This is a genomic window from Pseudomonas hygromyciniae (assembly GCF_016925675.1).
GTDB classification, from domain to species: Bacteria; Pseudomonadota; Gammaproteobacteria; order Pseudomonadales; family Pseudomonadaceae; genus Aquipseudomonas; species Aquipseudomonas hygromyciniae.
Genome location: NZ_CP070506.1, coordinates 5,805,206 through 5,826,949, shown reverse-complemented (window position 1 = coordinate 5,826,949; position 21,744 = coordinate 5,805,206). Strand labels below are relative to the sequence as shown.

Sequence of the window (21,744 nt, the reverse complement as noted above, 5' to 3'; positions counted from 1 at the left end):
GGACACGTGAGCGAAACAGCCTTGCCTAAAGATGAAGCTCAGCCCGCGCTTGATGCGCCTGTTGAGACCCCGGTCACTACACCTCGCCGTGGCAACGGCCTGGCGGTCTTTGCTTTGCTGCTTGGTGCCGCCGGTGTTGCGGCCGGCGGCTGGGGGCTCTGGCAGGTCCGGGCCCTGCAAGCGAGCAGCCAGCAACAGTTGGGGCAGGTGCGCACCCTGGATGAACAGTCCCAGGGTATCCAGCAGGCGCAGCAGCAATTGGCCGCGCGCCTGGCACAATTGCCAGGTGCTGATGAGCTGGAAGAACGCCGTCGCCTGGTGGTGCAATTGCAGGGCGACCAGCAACGCCTGAACCAGCGTCTGGAAACCGTACTGGGGGCCAGCCGCAAGGACTGGCGCCTGGCCGAAGCCGAGCATTTGCTGCGTCTGGCCAGCCTGCGCTTGTCAGCGTTGCAGGACATCAACAGTGCCCAGGCGCTGGTGCAGGGCGCCGACGAGATCCTGCGTGAGCAGAGCGATCCGGGTTCCTACGCCGCCCGCGAGCAGTTGGCCAAGAGCCTGGCGGCCTTGCGCAGCGTTGAGCAGCCAGACCGCACCGGGCTGTACCTGCAACTGGCGGCGCTGCGTGACCAGGTGGTGCAACTGGCTGCCGTGTCCCCGGAATATCAGTTGCAAGAGAGCCCGCAGGGCCGTCCGAGCAGCGACACTGACAGTCGCTGGAGCCAGTGGTGGGAGCAGATCTCCCGCTACTTCCGTATCGATTTCAACCCCGATGACAACATCCGCCCGTTGCTGGCAGGCCAAGGCCTGAACCAGGTGCGCCTGGCCCTGAGCCTGGCGCTGGAGCAGGCGCAATGGGCCGCACTCAATGGCGAGCCGGCGGTGTACGCCCGGGCGTTGGGCGAGGCGCGCAGCGTATTGCAGGGCAACTTCAACCAGGACAACCCGCAAAGCCAGGCCATGCTGGCGCGTATCACCGAGCTTGAGCCCAAGGCCGTCTCGGTGGTGACCCCGGACCTCGCCGCAAGTTTGTCTGCGGTGCAGGCTTACCTTGAACGCCGCCATCTGTCTGCCGATGAAGCCAAGGCTTCCGCCGGTAAGCCGGCGACCCAGGAGTAAAGCCGATGAAGCGTTTCTATGTGATCCTGGTGCTGGCGATTGCCCTCGCTCTGGCGCTGGCGGTGGGCATCTCGAAACACACCGGTTATGTGCTGATCAGCTATCCCCATGTGCTGCATTATGAGTCCGGCCTGTGGTCGACCCTGGTGGCGGTGTTTGTCGTCGGTCTGGCGATCTATCTGCTGCGGGTGCTGCTGGGCCTGGTGACAACGTCCGGCGGTGTGGTCAATCCCTGGTCGCGGCGCAATCGCAGCCGGCGGGTGCAGGTGGCTATCGAACAGGGGCAGATGGACTTGGCGGAAGGCCGCTGGGCCAGTGCCGAGCGGCACCTGCACCGCGCGGCGGAAGCCGAGCGCCAGCCATTGCTGTACTACCTCGGCGCGGCCCGGGCGGCCAACGAGCAGGGGCGCTATGAAGAGTCCGACAGCCTGTTGGAGCGCGCCCTGGAGCGTCAGCCCCAGGCCGAGTTGGCGGTTGCCTTGAGCCACGCACAGTTGCAGATGGACCGTGGCGACACGGACGCCGCCCTCGTGACGCTGCAGGCCATGCATGAGCGCCATCCGCACAACGCCCAGGTGTTGCGCCAGCTCCAGCGCCTGCACCAGCAGCGCGGTGACTGGTCTTCGGTGATCCGGCTCTTACCGGAACTGCGCAAGGACAAAGTGTTGCCCGCCACCGAGCTGGCAGAGCTGGAGCGCCGAGCCTGGGGTGAAAACCTGAGCCTGGCCGTCCAGCGTGAAGAACATGGCGAAGCCGGACTGCAATCCCTTGAGCGGGCCTGGCAGCAATTGACCTCGGCCCAGCGCCAGGAGCCCCAACTGGTACTGGCCTATGCCGAGCAGTTGCGCCAGCTGGGCGCCGATGCCAAGGCCGAAGAGGCTTTACGTGTCGCGCTCAAGCGCGGGTACGACAGTCACCTGATCAGGTTGTATGGCCTGCTGCGCGGGGGCGATTCGGCACGGCAATTGAAGTTCGCCGAAGGCTGGCTCAAGGACCATCCGGGGGATGCCAGCCTGTTGCTGACACTGGGACGGCTCTGCCTGCAAAACAGTTTGTGGGGCAAGGCGCGGGACTATCTGGAAAGCAGCCTGCAAGTACAACGCAACCCCGAGGCCTGTGCCGAGTTGGCGCGATTGCTGGCGCAGTTGGGTGATGCCGAGCGCAGTAATCAACTGTTCCAGGAGGGCCTGGGGCTGTTGGACAGTCGCTTGCTAGCCTCACCGCTCCCGGTGCCTGCACGGGTTTGACGTAGGATTTTTTGAAGGGTTGGCTCAGACGCATCTGGCAACCAGCCCTTCAAAACCCCTCGATTTTGCGGATTTCAGGGGCTTGAGGTGGTTTCCCACACAGTGCCACGTAAAGTTACCTGTCCTCTGACGGGATATCCCTGCGATCTCGCGGAAGTGTCTGCTCCAACGCGTATTGAAAGGGGTAAGGTCTTTCCTCTACCGTAACGACCTATCTCTTGCGTTACGGATAAACAATGTCTTTGGCCCCCTCACGCTCCTTGTTCTTCCTGGCGTTCATGGCCGGTGTGCTGACGTTGGGCGCGTCGTTTTACCTGGAATACGGGGCTCTTTTGCGGCCTTGCTTCCTATGCCTGATCCAGCGCAGCCTGCTGGCGGTGTTCACGCTGATCAACTTGGTAGCGGCGATCCACGGTCCCAGGCGCGTGGGCATCTACCTGTACTGGGCGGCGAGCATGGGCTGTGCGTTGCTCGGCGCAGTGACAGCGGTGCGCCAGGTGTTATTGCAGAACATCCCGCCTGAGCAGATCCCCAACTGCTGGCCAAGCCTGGAATACATGATTGAAAACCTGTCCCTGGGGCAAGCCCTGCAATTGGCATTCAAGGGCACCGTCGACTGTGTGGAAATCAACTGGACGTTGTTCGACTTGAGCATCCCGGAATGGAGCTTACTGTTCTTCGTGGCCATGCTCATACTGGGGGCGACGCAGTTTTCCCGCCTGTTGCCCGGTCAGAATCTAAGGTTTGTGAAGCACTGACCGGCTGGGTTGGTTCGTAGGATGGGATTAAACACTTGTATGAACTTTCTGGTCTGCGTACCTTGAAGCCATAGTCGTGGGGGCATAATCTGGCCCGCACGCGTTATTGAAACAGTTTGTTCGATGCGGCGTTGTCCGCTTGCCGCTTTATCCTCGACGCATCGCGCGGGTGAAAGCGGCACCGCCCATAAGGGAAGAGATCATCATGTTGGAAAGTTGTCAGAATGCTCAGGAACGCTGGGGTGGTGTGCATAAGCTGATCGACAGCTGGTTGAAGGCACGTCACGAATTGGTTCGGGCCTTTGATGCGCTGGGCGAGAAGCCTGAAGCGCTGGCTGAGAACCGCAAGCCTCTGCAGGAGTTCTGTGGTGTCTTGATGGACTACGTCTCGGCAGGGCACTTCGGGGTCTATGAGCAACTGACCAAGGAGGCCGAGGCCTTCGATGACCAGCGTGGCCTGGATTTGGCCAAGACCATTTACCCGCGTATCGACGTCATCACCGAAAAGCTCCTGGCGTTTAATGACCTTTGCGACAAGGGTGAGTGCGTTGCCGCGAAATTCAAAGAGCTGGGTGGCCTGCTCCATGAGCGTTTCGAGCTGGAAGACTGCTTGATCGAAGTGCTGCACAACGCCCACAAGGAAGAGCTTGCAACCCAGGCCTGAGCCTCAGCGGCAGGACAAAAAAACGGTGCGCATGGCGCACCGTTTTTTATTGGCTCAGGCACCGATTGCGAGCAGCTCAATCTCGAAAACCAGCGGTGTGTAAGGTGCGATCAACTGGCCCGCACCGTCTGCGCCATAGGCCTGTGCAGAAGGAATCACCAGGCGCCATTTTGCGCCTACCGGCATCTGTTGCAGCGCGCTTTGCCAGCCGCTGATCACACTGTCCAGGCGAAACCATTGGGGCTGCGTGCTCTGGTCGAAAACCGTCCCATCCGGCAATCGCCCCACGTACTTCACCTTCACCCGATCATTGGCGCCTGGCTTTATCCCGTTTCCAGGGGCCAACTCCGTGAACAAGATACCGTCTGCCAATTCGCGCACACCGCTCCTGGTTTTTTCTGTGCTCAGGAATTGTTGTTCAGCGGCGAGAGCCTTTTCGCTTTGCGGCACTTGTGCATCGCTGCTGGCTTGCGCTTCGTGTTGGGCGAGGATCTGAGCGATGCGTGCGTCATCCAGGGCCAGGGGCTTGCCTTGATAGGCTTGCTTGAGGCCGTCGAGCAAGGCCTGGATCTGCAGGTCGGGGACTTCCTGGCGCAGGCGTTCGCCAAGGCTGGCGCCCAGGCTGTAGGCCAGGTCGTGGCTGTCTTTGGACGCTGCTGGCTCACTCGCGTTGGCCACTGAAAACGACAAACCCAGGATGAAAAAAAGGTAACGCGACATGGGTATTCTCCAGCCGAAAGTGCGGTGGATTATGCCAGTGTGGAGGGGTAAAGAATGGAGTGGTTTTTCGTTATATCGATAAGAATTTTTGTGCGGTGCAACGCAACGCATTCGATACTGTCAACATGCCCTAGCGGCGGTAAGAGCAGAGGGCTAGTATGAGCCGCACCCACGTCAGCCAGGAGGTAAATCATGTCGGCCAAACAGAAGCCTGTTAATACCCCGTTGCACTTGCTCCAACAACTCTCGGGCAGCCTGCTCGAACATTTGGAAAGTGCTTGCTCTCAAGCCTTGGCTGATGCAGAGAAATTGCTCGCCAAGCTGGAAAAGCAACGCGGCAAGGCTCAAGAAAAACTGCATAAATCCCGCACCAAACTGCAAGACGCCGCGACTGCCGGCAAAGCCAAGGCGCAAACCAAAGCCAAGGGCGCTGTCAAAGAACTTGAGGACTTGCTCGATGCCCTCAAGGATCGTCAATCCGAAACCCGCACCTACATTCTTCAACTCAAGCGCGATGCCCAAGAGAGCCTGAAACTGGCCCAGGGCGTTGGTCGTGTGAAAGAAGCAGTGGCCAAAGTGCTGAGCACTCGGACACCGGCCAAGGCAGTTGCTGCCAAGGCTTCGGCTAAAGTTGCGGCCAAGCCTGCGACTAAAAAAGCGCCTGCGAAAGTAGCCGCCAAGCCAGCTGCTAAAACCGCTGCTGCAAAACCAGCCGCCAAGCCAGCTGCTAAAACCGCTGCTGCGAAACCAGCCGCCAAGCCAGCTGCGAAACCTGCTGCTGCAAAACCAGCCGCCAAGCCAGTTGCCAAAACCGCTGCTGCAAAACCAGCCGCCAAGCCAGCTGCTAAAACCGCTGCTGCAAAACCAGCCGCCAAGCCAGCCGCTAAAACTGCTGCTGCGAAACCAGCCGCTAAGCCAGCTGCCAAACCTGCTGCTGCAAAACCAGCCGCCAAGCCAGCCGCTAAAACTGCTGCTGCGAAACCAGCCGCTAAGCCAGCTGCCAAACCTGCTGCTGCGAAACCAGCCGCCAAGCCAGTTGCCAAACCTGCTGCTGCAAAACCAGCCGCCAAGCCAACTGCCAAACCTGCTGCTGCAAAACCAGCCGCCAAGCCAGCTGCCAAACCTGCTGCTGCAAAACCAGCTGCCAAGCCGGCCGCCAAACCTGCTGCTGCAAAGCCCGCGACCCCCGCTGCACCGGCAGCTCCAGCTGCTACTCCGGCACCGACCAGCAGCACGTCTGCCCCGGTAGTGCCAGGCACCACCCCAACCAGCGCTTCCTAAGTGCCGGTGACCGCGGCGCGCAGCTGATGCAGCGCGTCGTGGTCGAGGTTGGCGACTTCGGTCGCCAATGCTTCAAGCCATACCTGATCCGTGGCTTGCTCCCCCGTCGGCCAACTCTGTACCAGCGCCTCCAGACGTAACAACAACTGCCGTTCAGCTTCCAGCTCCAGGGCCTTGACCCGCTCGCGCAGCGCTCCCAGCTCCACATCCTGCTGCGCCATGGCGCGCCATTGTTTGCGCACCCTGCGCAAAGGCTGCACTACATCTGCCTGCCAGGGCTGGGCGATTGTTCGCAGCGCCTGTACGCGTTCAGGTTCGGGTACGACCCCGCGCTGTTCCAGCCACAACCCACACAACAACAGGCACACATCCGCCCCTTGCTCCTGCAAGCGCAGGCAGGCATCTTCAGCACCCGCACGGGCGTAGGTCGAGAGGGCAAAGCTCCACAGGTCAGCGCACATGTTCACACCCAAGCCAGCGGCCAACGAAGCTGGTAGACTCCGCCGCCATTATGATCCGACTTCAAAGCCTAACATTACAGCGTGGCCCGCAACGTCTTCTTGAAGACGCCGAGCTGACCCTGCACGCCGGTCACAAAGCCGGCCTGATCGGTGCCAACGGCGCCGGCAAATCCACGTTGTTCGCCCTGTTGCTCGGTGAGCTGACCCCGGATTCCGGGGACTGCCTGCTGCCAGCCGACTGGCGTATCGCCCATATGCGTCAGGAGATCGACACCCTGGACCGCATCGCGATCGACTACGTGCTCGATGGCGACCTGCGCCTGCGCCAGGTGCAACACGACCTGGCCGAGGCCGAGAAAGCCCAGGATGGTGCCGCCCAGGCCCGCCTGCACTCGGAGCTCGACAGTGCCGACGGCTACACCGCCGACGCTCGTGCGCGCAAGATGCTCGCCGGCCTGGGGTTCACCAACGAGCAGATGGATCGCCCGGTCGCCGACTTCTCCGGTGGCTGGCGCATGCGCCTGAACCTGGCCCAGGCGTTGATGTGCCCCTCGGACCTGTTGCTGCTCGACGAACCCACCAACCACTTGGACCTCGATGCGATCCTGTGGCTGGAGGATTTCCTCAAGAGCTACCCAGGCACCTTGCTGCTGATTTCCCACGACCGGGATTTCCTCGACGCGGTGGTCGATAACATCGCCCATGTCGAACAGAAAAAAATCACCCTCTATCGCGGCGGCTACACCGCGTTCGAGCGGGCCCGCGCCGAACGCCTGGCCCAGCAGCAACAGGCCTTCGAGAAGCAGCAGGCGCAGCGTGCGCACATGGAAAGCTACATCGCCCGGTTCAAGGCCCAGGCCACCAAGGCCCGCCAGGCCCAGAGCCGGATCAAGGCCCTGGAGCGCATGGAAGAGCTGTCGGCGGCCCACGTCGATTCGCCGTTCGACTTTGTATTCCGCGAGTCGGTGAAAATCTCCAGCCCCTTGCTGGACCTCTCGGATGCACGCCTGGGCTATGGCGACAAAACCATCCTGGAGAAGGTCAAGCTGCAGCTCACCCCGGGCGCGCGCATCGGTTTGCTCGGGCCCAACGGCGCGGGCAAATCGACGCTGATCAAGAACCTTTCCGGTGAACTGCAACCCCTGGCCGGGCGCCTGACCCGTGGCGAGAACCTGGTGGTGGGCTACTTCGCCCAGCATCAGCTGGACTCCCTCGACTCCAAGGCCAGCCCGCTCCTGCATTTGCAGCGCCTGGCGCCAACCGAGCGCGAGCAGACCCTGCGCGACTTCCTGGGTGGTTTCGACTTCCGTGGCGCGCGCATCGATGAGCCGGTGTTGAATTTCTCCGGCGGCGAAAAAGCTCGCCTGGCCCTGGCCCTGATCGCCTGGGACCGGCCAAACCTGCTGCTGCTCGACGAACCGACCAACCACCTGGACCTGGAAATGCGCCTGGCGCTGACCATGGCCCTGCAGGAATTCAGCGGTGCGGTACTGGTGGTGTCTCACGATCGCCACCTGCTCAAGAGCACCACCGATAACTTCCTGCTGGTGGCCGATGGCAAGGTCGAAGAGTTCGATGGCGACCTGGACGACTACGCCCGTTGGCTGACTGACTATCGGCTGCGTAACGCGCCGGTCAGCAACACCCCGGTCAACCCGGACAAGACCGACAAGAAAGCCCAGCGCCAGGCCGCCGCGGCCCTGCGCCAGCAGTTGGCGCCGCACAAGCGCGAAGCCGACAAGCTCGAGGCCGAATTGGGCAAGGTTCACGAACGCCTGGCCAAGATCGAAGCCAGCCTCGGCGACAGTGCGGTGTACGAAGCGGCCCGCAAGGATGAACTGCGCGACCTGCTGGCCGAACAGGCCAAGCTGAAGGTGCGCGAAGGGCAATTGGAGGAAACCTGGATGGAAGCCCTCGAACTGCTGGAAGGCCTGCAAGCGGAGTTGGAGGCGCTGTCCTGATGGAAGCCTTGCAACTGCCGCTGCCCGCGCAATGGATCGAGCCGGTGTGGGTCGGCGTACAAATCCTGCTGATCCTGCTGGCCGGCTACCTGGCCCAGCGCTTCGTCGCCAAGGGCCTGACGCGCCTGGGCGAGCGCTACCCGTTCCCGCCGCAACTGCTGATGCCCCTGCGCGGTGGCCTGCGCTGGCTGATCATGGGCAGTGCGCTGATCTTCGTCCTCGAACGCCTGGGGGTGTCGGCCACTGTGCTGTGGACCGCGCTGTCGGGCTTTGTGGCCGTGGCAGCGGTGGCGTTCTTTGCCATGTGGTCGGTGTTGTCCAACCTACTGTGCGCGATCCTGATCTTCACCGTCGGGCCGTTTCGCCTGGGCGATGTGGTGGAGTTGGTGGATACCGTCGACAAGCCGGGCGTCAAAGGCCGGGTGATTGCGATCAACCTGCTTTACACCACGCTGATCGAAGTGGCCGAGGCGGGCACCGACAGCGCCGTGGTGCAAGTGCCCAACAGCCTGTTCTTCCAGCGTTCGGTACGCCGCTGGCGCGGTAGCGACGTCAGCCCCTTATCCTGAAAAAACTCTAGCCAGCCCTCGGCCGTCGGAGTTAGCTTAGTGCTCACAACGAATTTGCTACGAGGTGTGCAATGGCGCTCGACACATGGCTGGCCTTCTTCCTGGCCAGTTGGATCATCAGTCTCTCTCCCGGCGCGGGCGCCATCGCCTCGATGTCCAGCGGCCTGCAATACGGTTTTGTGCGCGGTTACTGGAATGCCATCGGCCTGCAACTGGGCCTGGCGATGCAGATTGCCGTGGTTGCTGGCGGCCTCGGGGCGGTGCTTGCGGCGTCGTCTACCGCCTTCTACGCGATCAAATGGTTCGGCGTGGCCTACCTTGTGTACCTGGCGATCAAGCAATGGCGTGCCTTGCCCATGGACCTGACCGATGACGCTGCCGTGCGCCCCATCGGCAAGCCCATGGCGATGATGTTCCGTGGTTTTCTGGTGAACGCCAGCAACCCCAAGGCCCTGGTGTTCATGCTGGCGGTGCTGCCGCAGTTCGTGAACCCGCAGGCGCCGCTGCTGATCCAGTATCTGGTCCTCGGCGCGACGATGATCGGCGTGGATATGATCGTAATGGCCGGCTACACGGGGCTGGCGTCCAAAGTGTTGCGCCTGTTGCGCACGCCCAAGCAGCAGAGGCGCGTGAACCGCACGTTTGCCGGGTTGTTCGTGGGCGCTGCGGGTTTCCTCGCCAGCCTGCACCGTGCCACGGCCTGACTGAAGAAACCGAATCAAAACTGTAGGAGCCGGCTTGCCGGCTCCTACATTGGTTTTGGGTTCAGCGCAGGATTTTCGGCGCTTCGTCCCTTGGCAGGTTATTGCGCAACGCTGGCTGGCCGGGCTCTTGATAGCCGCCGCCCAGTTGCTCCTGCAGCTGGCGCACCACATCCTCACCCAAGGTTTTCGATACCTCCTTCACCACCCGTGGCCGGCTCAGGCTGACGCGCGCGTCGCGACTGCTCACCAGCTTGGTGTCCTGGCCTTCACCCATGGCGGTGAACGCCGAGGTGATCTCGTAGGAGCGGGTGTTGATCAGGCTGAAATCCGCCACGACCGCCAGCCCCAGCACCGCAGAATAGCTGTTGGTGTGATCCAGGGCGTTGATGTCCTGGGTGAAGTCGATATCCGACAAGGTGCCAAACAGCACATAGTCGGCGCCTTTGAAGTGGCCGGCCTTGATCCGTTTGATCACGTCGTACACATCGCCCTTGGCCTCGCTGGTGTAGGGCGTGCCCTGGACCAGCTGAAACTGGCGCGACTTGAGGATTTCGCCCTTGATATCGCCGCCGAATTTGCGCAGCTCGCCCTGTTCGATGTAGCTGTCGCGGCTTTCAAACTCGGCGTAGCTGGACGCGCCGCTGGCGTTGTAGGGGCTGGCCTGGAAGTTGTTGCTCGCCGCGACGGCGTGGATGTATTGCTCCACACGCGCCTCGTAGGCCAGGTCCGTCACGGCGATTTTTGGCGCCGCCCAGGCGCCAAAGCTGCACAGCAGGGCGATGATGCCGATCCATGGGCGCATGGCTTAGCGCTCCGTGGTCTTGCGGATTTCTTTTTCGTCCATCCATTCGGCCAGGCCGCTTTCGACGTCGACCAGTTGCAGGCTGAACTTGTAGAACACGTCTTTGTAGTCGGCGCTGCGCTTGACGATGGAGCTGATGGAGCCTTCCAGGCGGTACTTGGCCGCGACCATATTGCCGGTCTTGCTGACCGTGGACTTCTTGTACAGGCCGCTCTGGTTTTGCAGCTTGAGCTGGTCGACCTGGCTTTGCATGTCAGTGTTGTCGCTGGCGAAGCGGGCGGTGCCGGTCTTCATCAGTTGGGTCTTGATCGAGGTGGTGATCTCGCGGGTATCGATGTATTCGCTGGTCTTGTTCTTCACGTCATACACCTGCACCACCGGGCGGCCCTGGAGAATGCCGGACTGCGCCAGGGAGCGGGTCATGCTTTCGGCGATCATCTGCAGGTCGGTGGAACCGAACTCGTTGGTCACCAATTCCACGGCCTTGGTATCGCCGTAGCTGATGTTTTTGCCGCCGATGACCGGCGAGGTGTTGGCGCAGCCGCTGGCCAGGACGGCGATCACGGCGAGGAACGAAAAGCGTGCAAACATAAGAATGTCTCTCGAAAACTGAATAGGGGGCAGGTTCAAGGCGTCTTGACTTCAAGGCGGAAGTCGGCGGCCTGGGGCAGGTTGGCGATAGCCGGCAGGAAAGTGGCCTGGTTGGCGTAGAGGTTCAGCACTTTCCAGGTTTCTTCGTCGCCCACCGGGAAGCCATCGGCGCCCAGCCAGGCGAAGCGGTAATACATCATCTGGTTGCTGCTGGTGATGTTGCTCAATTGCACCTTGGCCGTCAGGAAGCCGTTTTCGCGGGCCACCCGAATGGCGCCGACAGCGATGCCCTTGAACTTGCCCATGACCACGACTTTGCTCGCCGCGCTGCCCGGTTCTGGCGGCGGGGTGGCGCAACCGGCGAGGAAGATCAGCGCCAGGGCGCCGAGGATGAAATGACGCATAGCGTGCTCCTTAAGGTTGTTTGAGGCTGGCGACGGCCTGGGCCGGATTGCTCGCGACCACATGGGCCGCCAGGCCGCTGGCGAATACCTGGTTGCCGACCACGCGCAAGGTAATCACCTGGTGGCGTTGTTCGGCCTTGACCGTCACCAGCGTGCCGCCCAGGGCATTGGGCAGGCTCACCTGATGCTCGCCATGCTTGAGGCGCAGGCGCGCGACCTGGGTGACGTCCGGCAGGGTGCGCCAGGTGCGGGTGTCGGCGCCCTCGGTGACGGCGGAGGCGATGCCCAACACCAGGCCGGCCATGGGGTTGGTCTGGTTCAGGTTCTTTTGCGTCACGCCACGGCTGATGGCGCGCACGGTGGTGCGCAGGATGATCCCTGGCATGTCGTCGCGCAGGGCGCGGCGGGACATGGCGGTGGTGCTGTTGAGAGCTGTGAGGTTCTGCTGGCGGCCATCGACGCCGATCTGCGCAAAGGTGGCCGTCGAGGTGTCTGGCTTGATCACCGGGAACGACAGCGGTGTGATAACCCAATGCCCGTCGATGGGGATTGGCAGTGGCAGGCGTATCGAGTCACGGGCCGGTGCCAGGCCGCTCTGCACCACAATCAGCACGTCGCTTTCGTCAGCCGCCACGTTGGACGCGTCCAGATCCAGCAATGCCTGTTCCAGCAGCGGCGTGTTGGGGCGCAATTCGGCGGCCTTGCGATAGCCCGGCGCGGCCAGGTCCTTTTCGCCCAGGGCCTCATAGACGAAGCCGGCCAGGTAATGACTGAAAGCGCTCTGGTAGCTGTTCTTCAGGCCGACCACGTCGGGCGCATCGAGGCTCTCCACCGGGTAGCCGCGCAGATCCTTGAACTGGGTGGCTACGCCCTGGCGCTCGGCTTCGTTTTCGCGCTTGAGGTATTCCTTGTCCCGCAGCTCGGCGATCACGGCTTCGCGTTCGTGGGTTTTCTTGATTTCGGTGCGTGCGCCGTCAAAGTCGTTGACCGCCAGTCGGTTCAACGCCATCTGGGTGGTGAGCATGACTTTTTCGTAGTCATAGCCTTCGTAGCGTCGCACCTTGTCATTGATCAGGAAGCTGCCGAACTGTGCCAGATAGCGCTCGGTGTCGAACTTGACCGACTCTTCCCACTTGTAGACCACCAGGTCTGCGCGGTGCCAGGCCGCCTGGCTACCGGCCAGGTCGCCTTTGGCGCGCAGCAGCTCGCCTTTTTCAAAATAGTAGAGAAGGTCTTTGTCTTCGCTGCTGTTGTTTTTCTCCAGCAGGGTCAGCGCGCCATCCACATTGCCGCTGGCCAATTGCTGGTTGGTGGCTTGCAGTTCGGTGTCGTAACTGCGGAACATCGAACAACCCGACAGCAGCGTGGCCGCGGCGAGGGCAAGGGAGATCAAGACGCGAGATGCCATTGGAATGCTGCTTCCCTGAGCGTAATCGGCCGAAGGTGCTGGTCGGGCCGAATAACCAATCGCAGGAAAAGCCTTTCCTACATATTCCTCATAAAGCGAGGAGCTGAAATGCCGATTCGCGATAACGAAGGCGGCGCATTATAGGCCTCGTTACTGGCAAAACAATGGCTTTTCAGCGGGCGTATTGAAGACCTGGGCAGGTCATTTCGGCGGACAAAGCACTAACGTCTTGAGTCAAACCCATTAACATTCGACAATATGTTACTTCTTGTTTCCATTTGGGATTCATTCATGACTGCCCCCTCCCGTTTTCTCGCCTGGCTGTTGTTGCCGGCGTTGGTGTCGTGCAGCTTCAATCTGCTGGCTGCCACCGCAGAAGGTGCGCCCCAGGCCCTGCATTTGCTGGATTACATTGGCGCTGACTATCCGCCGACGGTGGAGGCGGGCAAGGTGGTCGATGAGTCCGAATACCGTGAGCAGGTGGAGTTTCTCGGTGTGCTGCAGGGGCTGGTGGCAGAGCTGCCCGACAAGCCTGAGCGCGCGGGCCTGGTCAAGGGTGTCGATGAGCTGCTGGCTGCCGTCACCGGCCATCAGGACGGCAACGCGGTCGCACGCCAGGCACGGCAACTGGGTGCGCAACTGGCGGCGGCCTATGAAGTCAGCCAGGCACCGGCCATTACCCCGAACCCGACCCGCGGTGCGCCGCTGTACGCCCAGCATTGCTCGGTGTGCCACGGTGACGCCGGGGCGGGCGATGGCCCGGCCGGTGTCGGCATGACCCCGCCCCCGGCCAACCTGCGCGATGCGCAGCGCCTGGATCGTCTGAGCCTCTACGGCATCTACAACACCCTGGGCCTGGGCGTCGAAGGCACCGATATGCCGTCGTTCGCCGACCAGTTGGATGACCGTCAGCGCTGGGACCTGGCGACCTATATCGCCGGCTTCACCGCCGACCCGGCCGCAGCAAAAAGCGAAAAATCCTTCAACCTGGCCGACCTTGCCCGCCAGACCCCGGAAGAAGTGCTGGCCGCCGAAGGGCCGGACGCTGTCCGTGTGTTCCGCGCCCAGCGTGCGCAGCCGCCGCAGGTCCAGCGTGGCCCGGCGCAGTTGCTGGAGTACACCGCGGCCACGCTGGACAAGAGCCTGGCGGCGTTCCGCAGCGGCGAGCATGAACAGGCCTACGACCTGTCGGTTGCCGCGTACCTGGAAGGTTTCGAGTTGGTGGAAAGCTCCCTGGATAACGTCGACGCCAATGTGCGCAAGGACACCGAGAAGGCCCTGATGGCCTATCGGCAGTCACTGCAGGACGGGTTGCCAATCGAGAAGGTCCAGCAGCGCCTGGAGGTGGCCAAGGGCAAACTCACCGAGTCGGCCGGCCTGTTGGGCGGCGACGGCCTGAGCTGGTCGTTGAGCTATATCTCGGGCTTGTTGATCCTGTTGCGTGAAGGGCTGGAAGCGATCCTGGTGCTGGCGGCGATCCTCGCCTTCCTGCGCAACACCGGCCAGCAGTCAGCGGTGCGCAGCGTCAACGTCGGATGGGCCCTGGCATTGGTAGCCGGCGCGGCAACCTGGGCGCTGGCGGCGTATGTCATTGACGTCAGCGGCGCCCAGCGTGAATTGCTGGAAGGCTGTACCGCGCTGTTCGCCAGCGTAATGGTGCTGTGGCTGGGCGTATGGATGCATGACCGCCGCCACGCGGCTGCCTGGCAGGACTACATCAAGAGCAGCCTGGTGGGCGGTGGGGGGCGTTTTGGGTTTGCAGTCCTGGCGTTCTTCTCGGTCTACCGCGAATTGTTCGAAGTGATCCTGTTCTACGAAACCCTGTGGCTGCAGGCCGGTCCTGCCGGGCATAACGCCGTGTTGGCCGGTGGTGCCACGGCGCTGGTGCTGCTGATGGGCCTGGCGTGGATCATTCTGCGCGGCTCGGCGAAATTGCCGCTGGCGCTGTTCTTCGGGATCAACGCCGCGCTGCTGTGCGCGCTGTCGGTGGTGTTCGCCGGGCATGGCGTCAAGGCATTGCAGGAAGCCGGCATCTTCGGCACCCGGCCGGTGGCGTTCTTTGACTTCGATTGGCTGGGCATCCACGCCGATGCGTATTCATTGAGTGCCCAGGCGGTGGCGATCATTGCGATTGTGGTGTTGTACAGCCGCAGCCGCCTGGCCGAAAAGCGCCGGGTGGCGGCTTCCTGAAGGGCGCCAGCGATTAAAAGTGGGTTTGCCCGCGATGCAGACGCCTCGGTGTGTCAGTTGAACCGAGGTGATGCTATCGCAGGCAAGCCAGCTCCCACACTGAGGCTGTGAACTGTCAGAGATGAATCAGTCGTTCTCGTGGGTCAGTTCCAACACGCGGTCTACCAGCTTGTTGATCCCCGATGCGACTTCGCTGATGTTTTTGCCCAACATGTAGGCCGGCGTGCTCACCAGCTTGCGCGCCTTGTCTTCGACGATCTCGTCTACCGCGCATTCCTGGTGGGTGGCGCCCATTTTGTCCAGGGCCGCCGCGGTGTCGGTGTCGTTGCCGATGGTGCAGGTCACGCCGGGGCCGTAGATTTTCGCCGCCAAGGCTGGCGAGATGCAGATCAGCCCCACGGGCTTGCCTGCTTCGGCGAAGGCTTCGGCCAGTGCCAGGACATCCGGGTTGACGCTGCAGCCGGCGCCTTCGACCGCAAAGTTCGATAGGTTTTTCGCTGCGCCAAAACCGCCGGGCACGATCAGTGCGTCGAACGCCTCCACGCGGGCCTCGCGAACGTCTTTCACTTCGCCTCGGGCGATGCGCGCAGACTCCACCAGAACATTGCGCGACTCGGGCATTTCTTCGCCCGTGAGATGGTTGATCACATGCAGTTGCGCAATATCCGGGGCAAAGCACTGGACCTCGGCGCCGCGCTGGTCCAGCCGCAGCAAGGTGATCACACTTTCGTGGATTTCAGTGCCGTCGTACACGCCACAGCCGGAAAGGATCACTGCAATCTTTTTGCTCATGGGCATTTCTCCTGATTTATGGCGTTGAACGCTCTCTACATGGATCGTAACTACAGCGGGGTGTTCATTATTTGGGACTGTTTGTTTGGTCGGGCTCAGGAAGAACACGAAAACGAACCGCTGATCTTTGCGGTGCCCACCCCTGTGGCCCGTTGACATCCATTGTGGGTCAATCTGCAGTTCGGTGCGCGATGCTGGCGTGATGCCCGGCGGACCGAAGGCTGGCTGGGGCTGGCGAGCTCGCGCTTGCTCAGCCTCATGGGGCTTGAAGTTTCTGGCGCCGGTTTACTCGGTTGGCGTCGTAGGTTCGGGCTTTTTCGGCTCGGCCAGTTGTTCCTGCGCCAGCTGGGCTCTCTCGGCGGCGCAGGTTTCCCGGGCCAGGCGAGCGTTGCGGATGCGCCGGCGCAGCCACAGCCCAAGGCCGAGCAGCAGCAAGGCGCCCAGAACCCACAATTCGTATTTCTTGACGCTGCCCAGCATGCCTTCGAGCACCGCGCCGAAGTGGTAGGCCGCAGCACCCAGCGCTGCCGCCCAGATCGCCGCGCCGATGCCGTTGAGCAACAGGTAGCGTCCCGGCGGGTAGCCTGACAGGCCGATGGCCACGGGCATGACCGTGCGCAGGCCGTACACGAAGCGGAAACTCAGCACCCAGATATCCGGGTGTCGGCGGATATGTTCCAGTGCCCGATCCCCCATCAACTGCCAGCGTGGCTTGCGCGCCAACAGTTTGCGCCCATGCTTGCGGCCCATGAAGTACCAGAGCTGGTCGCCGGCGTAGCTGCCGAAGAACGCGACCACCACCACCACGTTGATATCCATGTATCCGCGGAACGCCAGGAAGCCCGCGAGAACCAGAATGGTCTCACCTTCGAAGAACGTCCCCAGGAAGAGGGCAAAGTAGCCAAAGTCATTCAGAAATTGTTGGAGCATTGTCTGGGTGCTGGCGAAATGAACGCGCAGCCTACGCCTTCGTGGACATTCATGAAAGTATCGAGATGTGTCACGAAGTGAACATTTCCTACAGAAACCGTGAATGCGGCTACAGGTCGCGTGCCGGTCGCATGAGTAAGCACAACTGTCATTCCTTCGTCATAATGGCCGCTTATAACTGTCACGCTCGCCCGTCAAGCCGGGCTCAGGAGTCTGCCGTGAGCTTTACCCCCGCCCAGCGTTTGTTTCCCGCAACCCGCCTGCGCCGCAACCGTCGTGATGATTTTTCTCGCCGCCTGGTCCGTGAAAACGTACTGACGGTCGATGATCTGATCCTGCCGGTGTTTGTGCTGGACGGTGAAAATCGTCGGGAAGCGGTGGCGTCGATGCCGGGTGTCGAGCGCTTGACCATTGATCTGCTGCTGGAAGAGGCCGCGCAGTGGGTCGAGCTGGGGATCCCGGCGCTGGCGTTGTTCCCGGTCACGCCGGCCGGGCTCAAGTCCCTGGACGCCGCCGAGGCCTGGAACCCCGAAGGCATTGCCCAGCGCGCTACCCGCGCCCTGCGCGAGCGTTTCCCGGAGTTGGGGGTGATCACCGACGTGGCGCTGGACCCGTTCACCACCCACGGGCAGGATGGGATCCTGGATGAAGAAGGCTACGTGCAGAACGACATCACCGTCGACGCACTGGTCAAGCAGGCGCTGTCCCATGCCGCCGCGGGCGCCCAGGTGGTGGCCCCGTCGGACATGATGGATGGTCGTATCCAGGCAATTCGCGAGGCGCTGGAGCTGGCCGGGCATGTCAATGTGCGGATCATGGCCTATTCGGCCAAGTACGCCAGTGCCTACTACGGCCCGTTCCGCGATGCGGTCGGCTCGGCCTTGAACCTGGGCAAGGCCAACAAGGCCTCGTACCAGATGGACCCGGCCAACAGCCACGAAGCCTTGCACGAAGTGGCGGCGGACCTGGCCGAAGGCGCTGATATGGTGATGGTCAAGCCCGGCATGCCGTACCTGGACATCCTTTATAGGGTCAAGGAGGAATTCAAGGTGCCGACCTTTGTCTATCAGGTCAGTGGTGAATACGCCATGCACATGGCTGCGATTCAAAATGGCTGGTTGGGTGAAGGAGTGATCCTCGAGTCCCTTACCGCTTTTAAACGTGCGGGTGCCGATGGCATCCTGACTTACTTTGCCGCCCGTGCCGCCCAATTGCTTAGAGAGCAACAATAGCCCTCACAGGAACACTCGATGAATACCGAAGGACTCACAGACGTTGCCGTAAAAGACGCTCACCCGGTGGTTGAACAGGTGGCCGAAACCCCGCCGGAGCTTGTGCCTGAGCAGCCTGCAGTGATTACTGAGCCGGTTGTGGCGGCACCGCCTATCGTGATTCCGAACCTGGATGACAGCAGCCTGTATATCCATCGCGAGCTGTCCCAACTGCAATTCAACATCCGCGTGCTGGAACAGGCGCTGGATGAGTCCTACCCACTGCTGGAGCGCCTGAAGTTCCTGTTGATCTTCTCCAGCAACCTGGACGAGTTCTTCGAGATTCGTGTCGCCGGCCTCAAGAAACAGATCACCTTTGCCCGTGAACAGGCCGGCGCCGATGGCCTGCAGCCGCACCAGGCCCTGGCCCGCATCAGCGAACTGGTGCACGGCCATGTGGATCGCCAATACGCCATCCTCAACGACATCCTGTTGCCGGAGCTGGAAAAGCATCAGGTGCGCTTCATCCGTCGGCGCAACTGGACCGTCAAGCTCAAGACCTGGGTCCGTCGCTACTTCCGTGACGAGATCGCGCCGATCATCACCCCGATTGGCCTGGACCCGACGCACCCGTTCCCGCTGCTGGTGAACAAGAGCCTGAACTTTATCGTCGAGCTTGAAGGCATCGATGCCTTTGGTCGTGATTCGGGCCTGGCGATCATCCCTGCTCCGCGCCTGTTGCCACGGATCATCAAGGTACCCGAAGAGGTCGGGGGGGCTGGCGATAACTATGTATTCCTTTCGTCGATGATCCACGCCCACGCCGATGACCTGTTCCAGGGCATGAAGGTCAAGGGCTGCTATCAGTTCCGCCTGACCCGTAATGCTGACCTGGCGGTCGACACCGAAGACGTCGAAGACCTGGCCCGCGCCCTGCGCGGCGAGCTGTTCTCGCGTCGTTACGGTGATGCGGTACGCCTGGAAGTGGCGGACACCTGCCCCAAACACCTGTCGGACTACCTGCTCAAGCAGTTCAACCTGGCCGAAACCGAGCTGTACCAGGTCAATGGCCCGGTGAACCTGACGCGCCTGTTCAGCATCACCAGCCTGGACAGCCATCCGGAGTTGCAATACACGCCGTTCACCCCGCAGATCCCGAAACTGCTGCAAAACAGCGAGAATATCTTCAGCGTGGTCAGCAAGCAGGACATCTTGCTGCTGCACCCCTTTGAGTCGTTTACCCCGGTGGTCGACCTGCTGCGCCAGGCCGCCAAGGACCCCCATGTCCTGGCCGTGCGCCAGACCCTGTACCGCAGCGGCGCCAACTCGGAAATCGTCGATGCGCTGGTGGACGCCGCGCGTAACGGCAAGGAAGTCACGGCGGTGATCGAGCTGCGTGCGCGGTTCGACGAAGAATCCAACCTGCAACTGGCCAGCCGCCTGCAAGCGGCCGGCGCGGTGGTGATCTATGGCGTGGTCGGCTTCAAGACTCACGCCAAGATGATGCTGATCCTGCGCCGCGAAGCCGGTGAAATCGTGCGTTACGCGCACCTTGGCACCGGTAACTACCACGCCGGCAACGCCAAGCTCTACACCGACTACAGTCTGCTGACTTCCGACGACGCGTTGTGCGAAGACGTCGGCAAACTGTTCAGCCAGCTGATTGGCATGGGTAAGACGCTGCGCATGAAAAAACTGCTGCATGCGCCGTTTACCCTGAAGAAGGGCATGCTCGACATGATTGCCCGCGAGACCCAATTCGCCCTCGATGGCAAGCCGGCGCATATCATCGCCAAATTCAACTCGCTGACCGATCCGAAGATCATCCGTGCGTTGTATAAGGCCAGCCAGTCCGGCGTGCGTATCGACCTGGTGGTGCGCGGCATGTGCTGCCTGCGTCCGGGCATCGCGGGGGTGTCCCACAATATCCACGTGCGTTCGATCATCGGCCGCTTCCTGGAGCACACGCGGGTGTTCTACTTCCTCAACGGCGGCGAAGAGCAGATGTTCCTCTCCAGCGCCGACTGGATGGAGCGCAACCTCGACAAGCGGGTAGAGACCTGCTTCCCGGTGGAAGGCAAGAAACTGATCATGCGGGTCAAGAAGGAGCTGGAGAGTTATCTCACCGATAACACCCACAGCTGGAGCCTGCAGTCGGATGGGCGCTATGTGCGCAACACCCCGACCGGCAACCAGAACCCGCGCAGTGCGCAGGCGACGTTGCTGGAGCGGCTGGGCAGCCCGCTGTTGACCGTGCGCTGATACAGGCCTTGGAGGAAGCGGCCTATCCGCTTTCCTGCTGGTCGCCTACATCCACCACTGAGCGGTCGGACAGACGCTTCAGACTTGCCAGGTTGGGAGTCGCCTATTCCCATTCCTAGACTGACACCGGGCTATCAGACGATAGCCCTGGACAGTTGAGGAGTTTTCGATGATAGGGCCAGTCGTGGGAATGGGAGTGGGCGGTTCGGGGCTTCTTGAGGCGTTCATTTCGCCGCCGAAAGATTACCGCAGCGCGCAGGTGATGTCGTCTGGCATGAGCCAGACGACGGTCACTTCAGAATCCCTGGTAAAGGATTCGTTGAAAAGCATCGCCAATATCGACCAGGGGTTGCAGGGTGGCAATGCGTTTCTTGAAGTCAATCCCGATGCCCGTGAGCAGGCAAGGGCGCGTGACCTGGAGCGTACCAACGGTACCGTGCGCGGTTTTTTGCATGGTGTTCCGATCGCTCTGAAGGATGTCTTTGAAACCAGTGGAAAAATGCAGACCAGTGCGGGCTCCCGCGCGTTGGTGGGATCACCGGCGCAAAAAAACGCCAAGGTTGTGGATAACTTGCTCAACGCTGGTGCGGTGATCGTGGGCAAAACCAACATGAGTGAGCTGTCCAACTTTCGCTCCGACGTACCGGTGGACGGATGGAGTTCTCGTGGCGGGCAAACCCTGAATCCGCATCGGCTGGGAGGGCAGGTGGCGGGGTCGAGTTCCGGTTCGGCGGTGGCGGTTGCCCAGGGGCATGTCCCACTGGCGTTGGGGGTCGAGACCAACGGTTCGATCATTTCGCCCGCGGCCTTCAACGGTGTGTTCGGTTTGAAAACAACGGTCGGGCTGGTAAGTACCGAAGGGGTGATGACCAGTTCGAGGCTGGACTCGGTGGGCACCTTTACGCGTAACGTACGCGATGCTGCTGAAGCGCTAAATGCCATGACGCAAACAACGGTCTATACCGCCGGGCTGAAGCCGGATGCCTTGCAGGGCAAACGCATCGGCTACACCCCTGTGCCCGAGTTGACGCAAGAAGACGCCAAGGACCCGGCCAAGCGCGCGGATAAAAAGCATTTTGAAGATGCTATCCAACTACTGGCGTCCAAGGGCGCCGTCATGGTGCCGATCGGCGCGCTGGATGCCGATGTGTCGAAGCAGACCTACGATCAGTACAACGACGCGCTTTTGGCCGGATTCAAACCAAGACTGGAAGCATACCTGGCTACAAGGGAAGGGTTGCCCGTGAAGTCGTTGTCCGATCTGATTGCGTTCAATGAGCGCGATAGGCGGCCGGGGGAGCCTGACCAGGATCTGCTGAGCTTTATCGACAGCCTGCAAGTGACGGATGAGCAGCGCGAGGCGCTATGGGCGTCCGTTCTCCCCACGTTCAGGAACACTCTCGACACGCCGCTCAATGAGCACAAGCTCGATGCAATCGTGTCGAACTTCCACTCACACAATTACTATGGCGCCGCCGCGGCAGGCTACCCCGGTATATCGGTGCCTTCGGGTATGGATGAGGAGGGGATGCCGACCGCGCTTTACTTTTGCGGTACGGGCAACAGCGAGGCCACGTTGCTTTCGCTCGCCTATGGCTATGAACAGGCTTCCCAGGCTATCCGCGAGCCGGCCTTCGAGCCGGGTGTGCCACAGTCGTCGGGCGTTTAGG

General features: G+C 61.6%; 20 protein-coding genes and 1 pseudogene. 13 read left to right on the top strand and 8 right to left on the bottom strand.

Features of this window, described 5'->3' with window-relative positions; all coding sequences use genetic code 11:
- The first annotated feature begins 6 nt into the window (after positions 1-6).
- The 4 genes from JTY93_RS26390 (at position 7) to rsd (ending at position 3,788) form a co-directional block, all read left to right on the top strand.
- Entirely contained in the window at positions 7-1,119 is a 1,113-nt protein-coding gene (locus JTY93_RS26390) for a uroporphyrinogen-III C-methyltransferase (protein ID WP_205476550.1), read from the top strand.
- 5 nt (positions 1,120-1,124) lie between these two features.
- The gene (locus JTY93_RS26385; RefSeq protein WP_205476551.1) at positions 1,125-2,366 is read left to right on the top strand and encodes a heme biosynthesis protein HemY; all 1,242 of its coding nucleotides are present in this window, start codon (positions 1,125-1,127) and stop codon (positions 2,364-2,366) included.
- A 236-nt stretch (positions 2,367-2,602) separates the two neighbouring features.
- On the top strand, positions 2,603-3,124 hold the full coding sequence (locus JTY93_RS26380) for a disulfide bond formation protein B (protein WP_205476552.1): 522 nt from the start codon (positions 2,603-2,605) through the stop codon (positions 3,122-3,124).
- 205 nt (positions 3,125-3,329) lie between these two features.
- Positions 3,330-3,788, top strand: a complete 459-nt coding sequence (gene rsd, locus JTY93_RS26375; protein WP_205476553.1) for a sigma D regulator — start codon at positions 3,330-3,332, stop codon at positions 3,786-3,788.
- 54 nt (positions 3,789-3,842) lie between these two features.
- Here the strand turns inward: rsd and JTY93_RS26370 are convergent, their stop codons facing one another.
- The gene (locus JTY93_RS26370) at positions 3,843-4,508 is read right to left on the bottom strand and encodes an FKBP-type peptidyl-prolyl cis-trans isomerase (RefSeq protein ID WP_205476554.1); all 666 of its coding nucleotides are present in this window, start codon (positions 4,506-4,508) and stop codon (positions 3,843-3,845) included.
- 192 nt (positions 4,509-4,700) lie between these two features.
- On the opposite strand from JTY93_RS26370, the gene JTY93_RS26365 reads away from it, so the two are divergent.
- Positions 4,701-5,789, top strand: coding sequence for an AlgP family protein (locus tag JTY93_RS26365; RefSeq protein WP_205518961.1), 1,089 nt, complete (start codon positions 4,701-4,703; stop codon positions 5,787-5,789).
- Here the strand turns inward: JTY93_RS26365 and JTY93_RS26360 are convergent.
- Positions 5,786-6,250, bottom strand: a complete 465-nt coding sequence (locus JTY93_RS26360) for a TIGR02444 family protein (protein ID WP_205476555.1) — start codon at positions 6,248-6,250, stop codon at positions 5,786-5,788. The two genes, JTY93_RS26365 and JTY93_RS26360, sit on opposite strands and share 4 nt — an antisense overlap.
- Before the next feature lie 50 nt (positions 6,251-6,300).
- Here JTY93_RS26360 and JTY93_RS26355 point away from each other — a divergent pair, with 50 nt between their 5' ends.
- The 3 genes from JTY93_RS26355 (at position 6,301) to JTY93_RS26345 (ending at position 9,484) form a co-directional block, all read left to right on the top strand.
- On the top strand, positions 6,301-8,211 hold the full coding sequence (locus JTY93_RS26355; RefSeq protein ID WP_029289609.1) for an ATP-binding cassette domain-containing protein: 1,911 nt from the start codon (positions 6,301-6,303) through the stop codon (positions 8,209-8,211).
- On the top strand, positions 8,211-8,780 hold the full coding sequence (locus tag JTY93_RS26350) for a mechanosensitive ion channel family protein (protein ID WP_169991201.1): 570 nt from the start codon (positions 8,211-8,213) through the stop codon (positions 8,778-8,780). The genes JTY93_RS26355 and JTY93_RS26350 overlap by 1 nt, the downstream gene beginning before the upstream one ends.
- Positions 8,781-8,851: 71 nt before the next feature.
- The gene (locus JTY93_RS26345; RefSeq protein WP_205476556.1) at positions 8,852-9,484 is read left to right on the top strand and encodes a LysE family transporter; all 633 of its coding nucleotides are present in this window, start codon (positions 8,852-8,854) and stop codon (positions 9,482-9,484) included.
- 61 nt (positions 9,485-9,545) lie between these two features.
- Here the strand turns inward: JTY93_RS26345 and JTY93_RS26340 are convergent, their stop codons facing one another.
- Genes JTY93_RS26340 through JTY93_RS26325 form a run of 4 tightly spaced genes read right to left on the bottom strand, consistent with a single transcriptional unit; the run spans position 9,546 to position 12,689 of the window.
- Positions 9,546-10,286: a penicillin-binding protein activator LpoB gene (locus JTY93_RS26340; protein ID WP_205476557.1), complete on the bottom strand. Its 741-nt coding sequence runs from the start codon at positions 10,284-10,286 to the stop codon at positions 9,546-9,548.
- 3 nt (positions 10,287-10,289) lie between these two features.
- The gene (gene lpoB, locus JTY93_RS26335; protein WP_169955039.1) at positions 10,290-10,877 is read right to left on the bottom strand and encodes a penicillin-binding protein activator LpoB; all 588 of its coding nucleotides are present in this window, start codon (positions 10,875-10,877) and stop codon (positions 10,290-10,292) included.
- A gap of 35 nt (positions 10,878-10,912) precedes the next feature.
- Positions 10,913-11,281 carry a YcfL family putative periplasmic lipoprotein gene (locus JTY93_RS26330; RefSeq protein WP_029289599.1) on the bottom strand — a complete coding sequence of 123 codons (369 nt, stop codon included), beginning with the start codon at positions 11,279-11,281 and terminating at the stop codon, positions 10,913-10,915.
- Between the two features lie 10 nt (positions 11,282-11,291).
- Positions 11,292-12,689, bottom strand: a complete 1,398-nt coding sequence (locus JTY93_RS26325) for a COG3014 family protein (protein WP_205476558.1) — start codon at positions 12,687-12,689, stop codon at positions 11,292-11,294.
- A gap of 291 nt (positions 12,690-12,980) precedes the next feature.
- Between JTY93_RS26325 and JTY93_RS26320 the strand changes: the two genes are divergently transcribed.
- Positions 12,981-14,879, top strand: coding sequence for an FTR1 family protein (locus JTY93_RS26320; protein ID WP_205476559.1), 1,899 nt, complete (start codon positions 12,981-12,983; stop codon positions 14,877-14,879).
- Between the two features lie 126 nt (positions 14,880-15,005).
- On the opposite strand, the gene elbB is transcribed toward JTY93_RS26320, so the two are convergent.
- Positions 15,006-15,671 (bottom strand): isoprenoid biosynthesis glyoxalase ElbB, encoded by a 666-nt coding sequence (gene elbB, locus JTY93_RS26315; RefSeq protein ID WP_205476560.1) that lies wholly within the window; start codon positions 15,669-15,671, stop codon positions 15,006-15,008.
- Between the two features lie 21 nt (positions 15,672-15,692).
- Here elbB and JTY93_RS29495 point away from each other — a divergent pair.
- Positions 15,693-15,890 (top strand): annotated as a pseudogene (locus tag JTY93_RS29495) (sterol desaturase family protein); the annotation flags it as partial.
- 66 nt (positions 15,891-15,956) lie between these two features.
- On the opposite strand, the gene JTY93_RS26310 reads toward JTY93_RS29495, so the two are convergent.
- Positions 15,957-16,601 carry a DedA family protein gene (locus JTY93_RS26310; protein ID WP_205476561.1) on the bottom strand — a complete coding sequence of 215 codons (645 nt, stop codon included), beginning with the start codon at positions 16,599-16,601 and terminating at the stop codon, positions 15,957-15,959.
- 218 nt (positions 16,602-16,819) lie between these two features.
- Here JTY93_RS26310 and hemB point away from each other — a divergent pair, with 218 nt between their 5' ends.
- The 3 genes from hemB to JTY93_RS26295 all read left to right on the top strand — a co-directional run bounded on the left by hemB (position 16,820) and on the right by JTY93_RS26295 (position 21,743).
- Complete coding sequence (hemB, locus tag JTY93_RS26305; RefSeq protein ID WP_070994028.1) at positions 16,820-17,833, top strand: porphobilinogen synthase; 1,014 nt, start codon at positions 16,820-16,822, stop codon at positions 17,831-17,833.
- A gap of 18 nt (positions 17,834-17,851) precedes the next feature.
- The gene (ppk1, locus tag JTY93_RS26300; RefSeq protein WP_169991217.1) at positions 17,852-20,074 is read left to right on the top strand and encodes a polyphosphate kinase 1; all 2,223 of its coding nucleotides are present in this window, start codon (positions 17,852-17,854) and stop codon (positions 20,072-20,074) included.
- Between the two features lie 262 nt (positions 20,075-20,336).
- On the top strand, positions 20,337-21,743 hold the full coding sequence (locus tag JTY93_RS26295; protein WP_205476588.1) for an amidase family protein: 1,407 nt from the start codon (positions 20,337-20,339) through the stop codon (positions 21,741-21,743).
- The last annotated feature ends 1 nt before the right edge of the window (position 21,744 follow it).

Bases quoted from the DNA above. Each gene is read 5' to 3' on its own strand.
- JTY93_RS26345 (WP_205476556.1), top strand. From the start codon at position 8,852: ATGGCGCTCGACACATGGCTGGCCTTCTTCCTGGCCAGTTGGATCATC.
- JTY93_RS26350 (WP_169991201.1), top strand. From the start codon at position 8,211: ATGGAAGCCTTGCAACTGCCGCTGCCCGCGCAATGGATCGAGCCGGTG.
- JTY93_RS26380 (WP_205476552.1), top strand. From the start codon at position 2,603: ATGTCTTTGGCCCCCTCACGCTCCTTGTTCTTCCTGGCGTTCATGGCC.
- rsd (WP_205476553.1), top strand. From the start codon at position 3,330: ATGTTGGAAAGTTGTCAGAATGCTCAGGAACGCTGGGGTGGTGTGCAT.
- JTY93_RS26365 (WP_205518961.1), top strand. From the start codon at position 4,701: ATGTCGGCCAAACAGAAGCCTGTTAATACCCCGTTGCACTTGCTCCAA.
- JTY93_RS26325 (WP_205476558.1), bottom strand. From the start codon at position 12,689: ATGGCATCTCGCGTCTTGATCTCCCTTGCCCTCGCCGCGGCCACGCTG.
- JTY93_RS26310 (WP_205476561.1), bottom strand. From the start codon at position 16,601: ATGCTCCAACAATTTCTGAATGACTTTGGCTACTTTGCCCTCTTCCTG.
- JTY93_RS26370 (WP_205476554.1), bottom strand. From the start codon at position 4,508: ATGTCGCGTTACCTTTTTTTCATCCTGGGTTTGTCGTTTTCAGTGGCC.
- JTY93_RS26385 (WP_205476551.1), top strand. From the start codon at position 1,125: ATGAAGCGTTTCTATGTGATCCTGGTGCTGGCGATTGCCCTCGCTCTG.
- lpoB (WP_169955039.1), bottom strand. From the start codon at position 10,877: ATGTTTGCACGCTTTTCGTTCCTCGCCGTGATCGCCGTCCTGGCCAGC.
- JTY93_RS26360 (WP_205476555.1), bottom strand. From the start codon at position 6,250: ATGTGCGCTGACCTGTGGAGCTTTGCCCTCTCGACCTACGCCCGTGCG.
- elbB (WP_205476560.1), bottom strand. From the start codon at position 15,671: ATGAGCAAAAAGATTGCAGTGATCCTTTCCGGCTGTGGCGTGTACGAC.
- ppk1 (WP_169991217.1), top strand. From the start codon at position 17,852: ATGAATACCGAAGGACTCACAGACGTTGCCGTAAAAGACGCTCACCCG.
- JTY93_RS26330 (WP_029289599.1), bottom strand. From the start codon at position 11,281: ATGCGTCATTTCATCCTCGGCGCCCTGGCGCTGATCTTCCTCGCCGGT.
- JTY93_RS26320 (WP_205476559.1), top strand. From the start codon at position 12,981: ATGACTGCCCCCTCCCGTTTTCTCGCCTGGCTGTTGTTGCCGGCGTTG.
- JTY93_RS26295 (WP_205476588.1), top strand. From the start codon at position 20,337: ATGTCGTCTGGCATGAGCCAGACGACGGTCACTTCAGAATCCCTGGTA.
- JTY93_RS26355 (WP_029289609.1), top strand. From the start codon at position 6,301: ATGATCCGACTTCAAAGCCTAACATTACAGCGTGGCCCGCAACGTCTT.
- JTY93_RS26340 (WP_205476557.1), bottom strand. From the start codon at position 10,286: ATGCGCCCATGGATCGGCATCATCGCCCTGCTGTGCAGCTTTGGCGCC.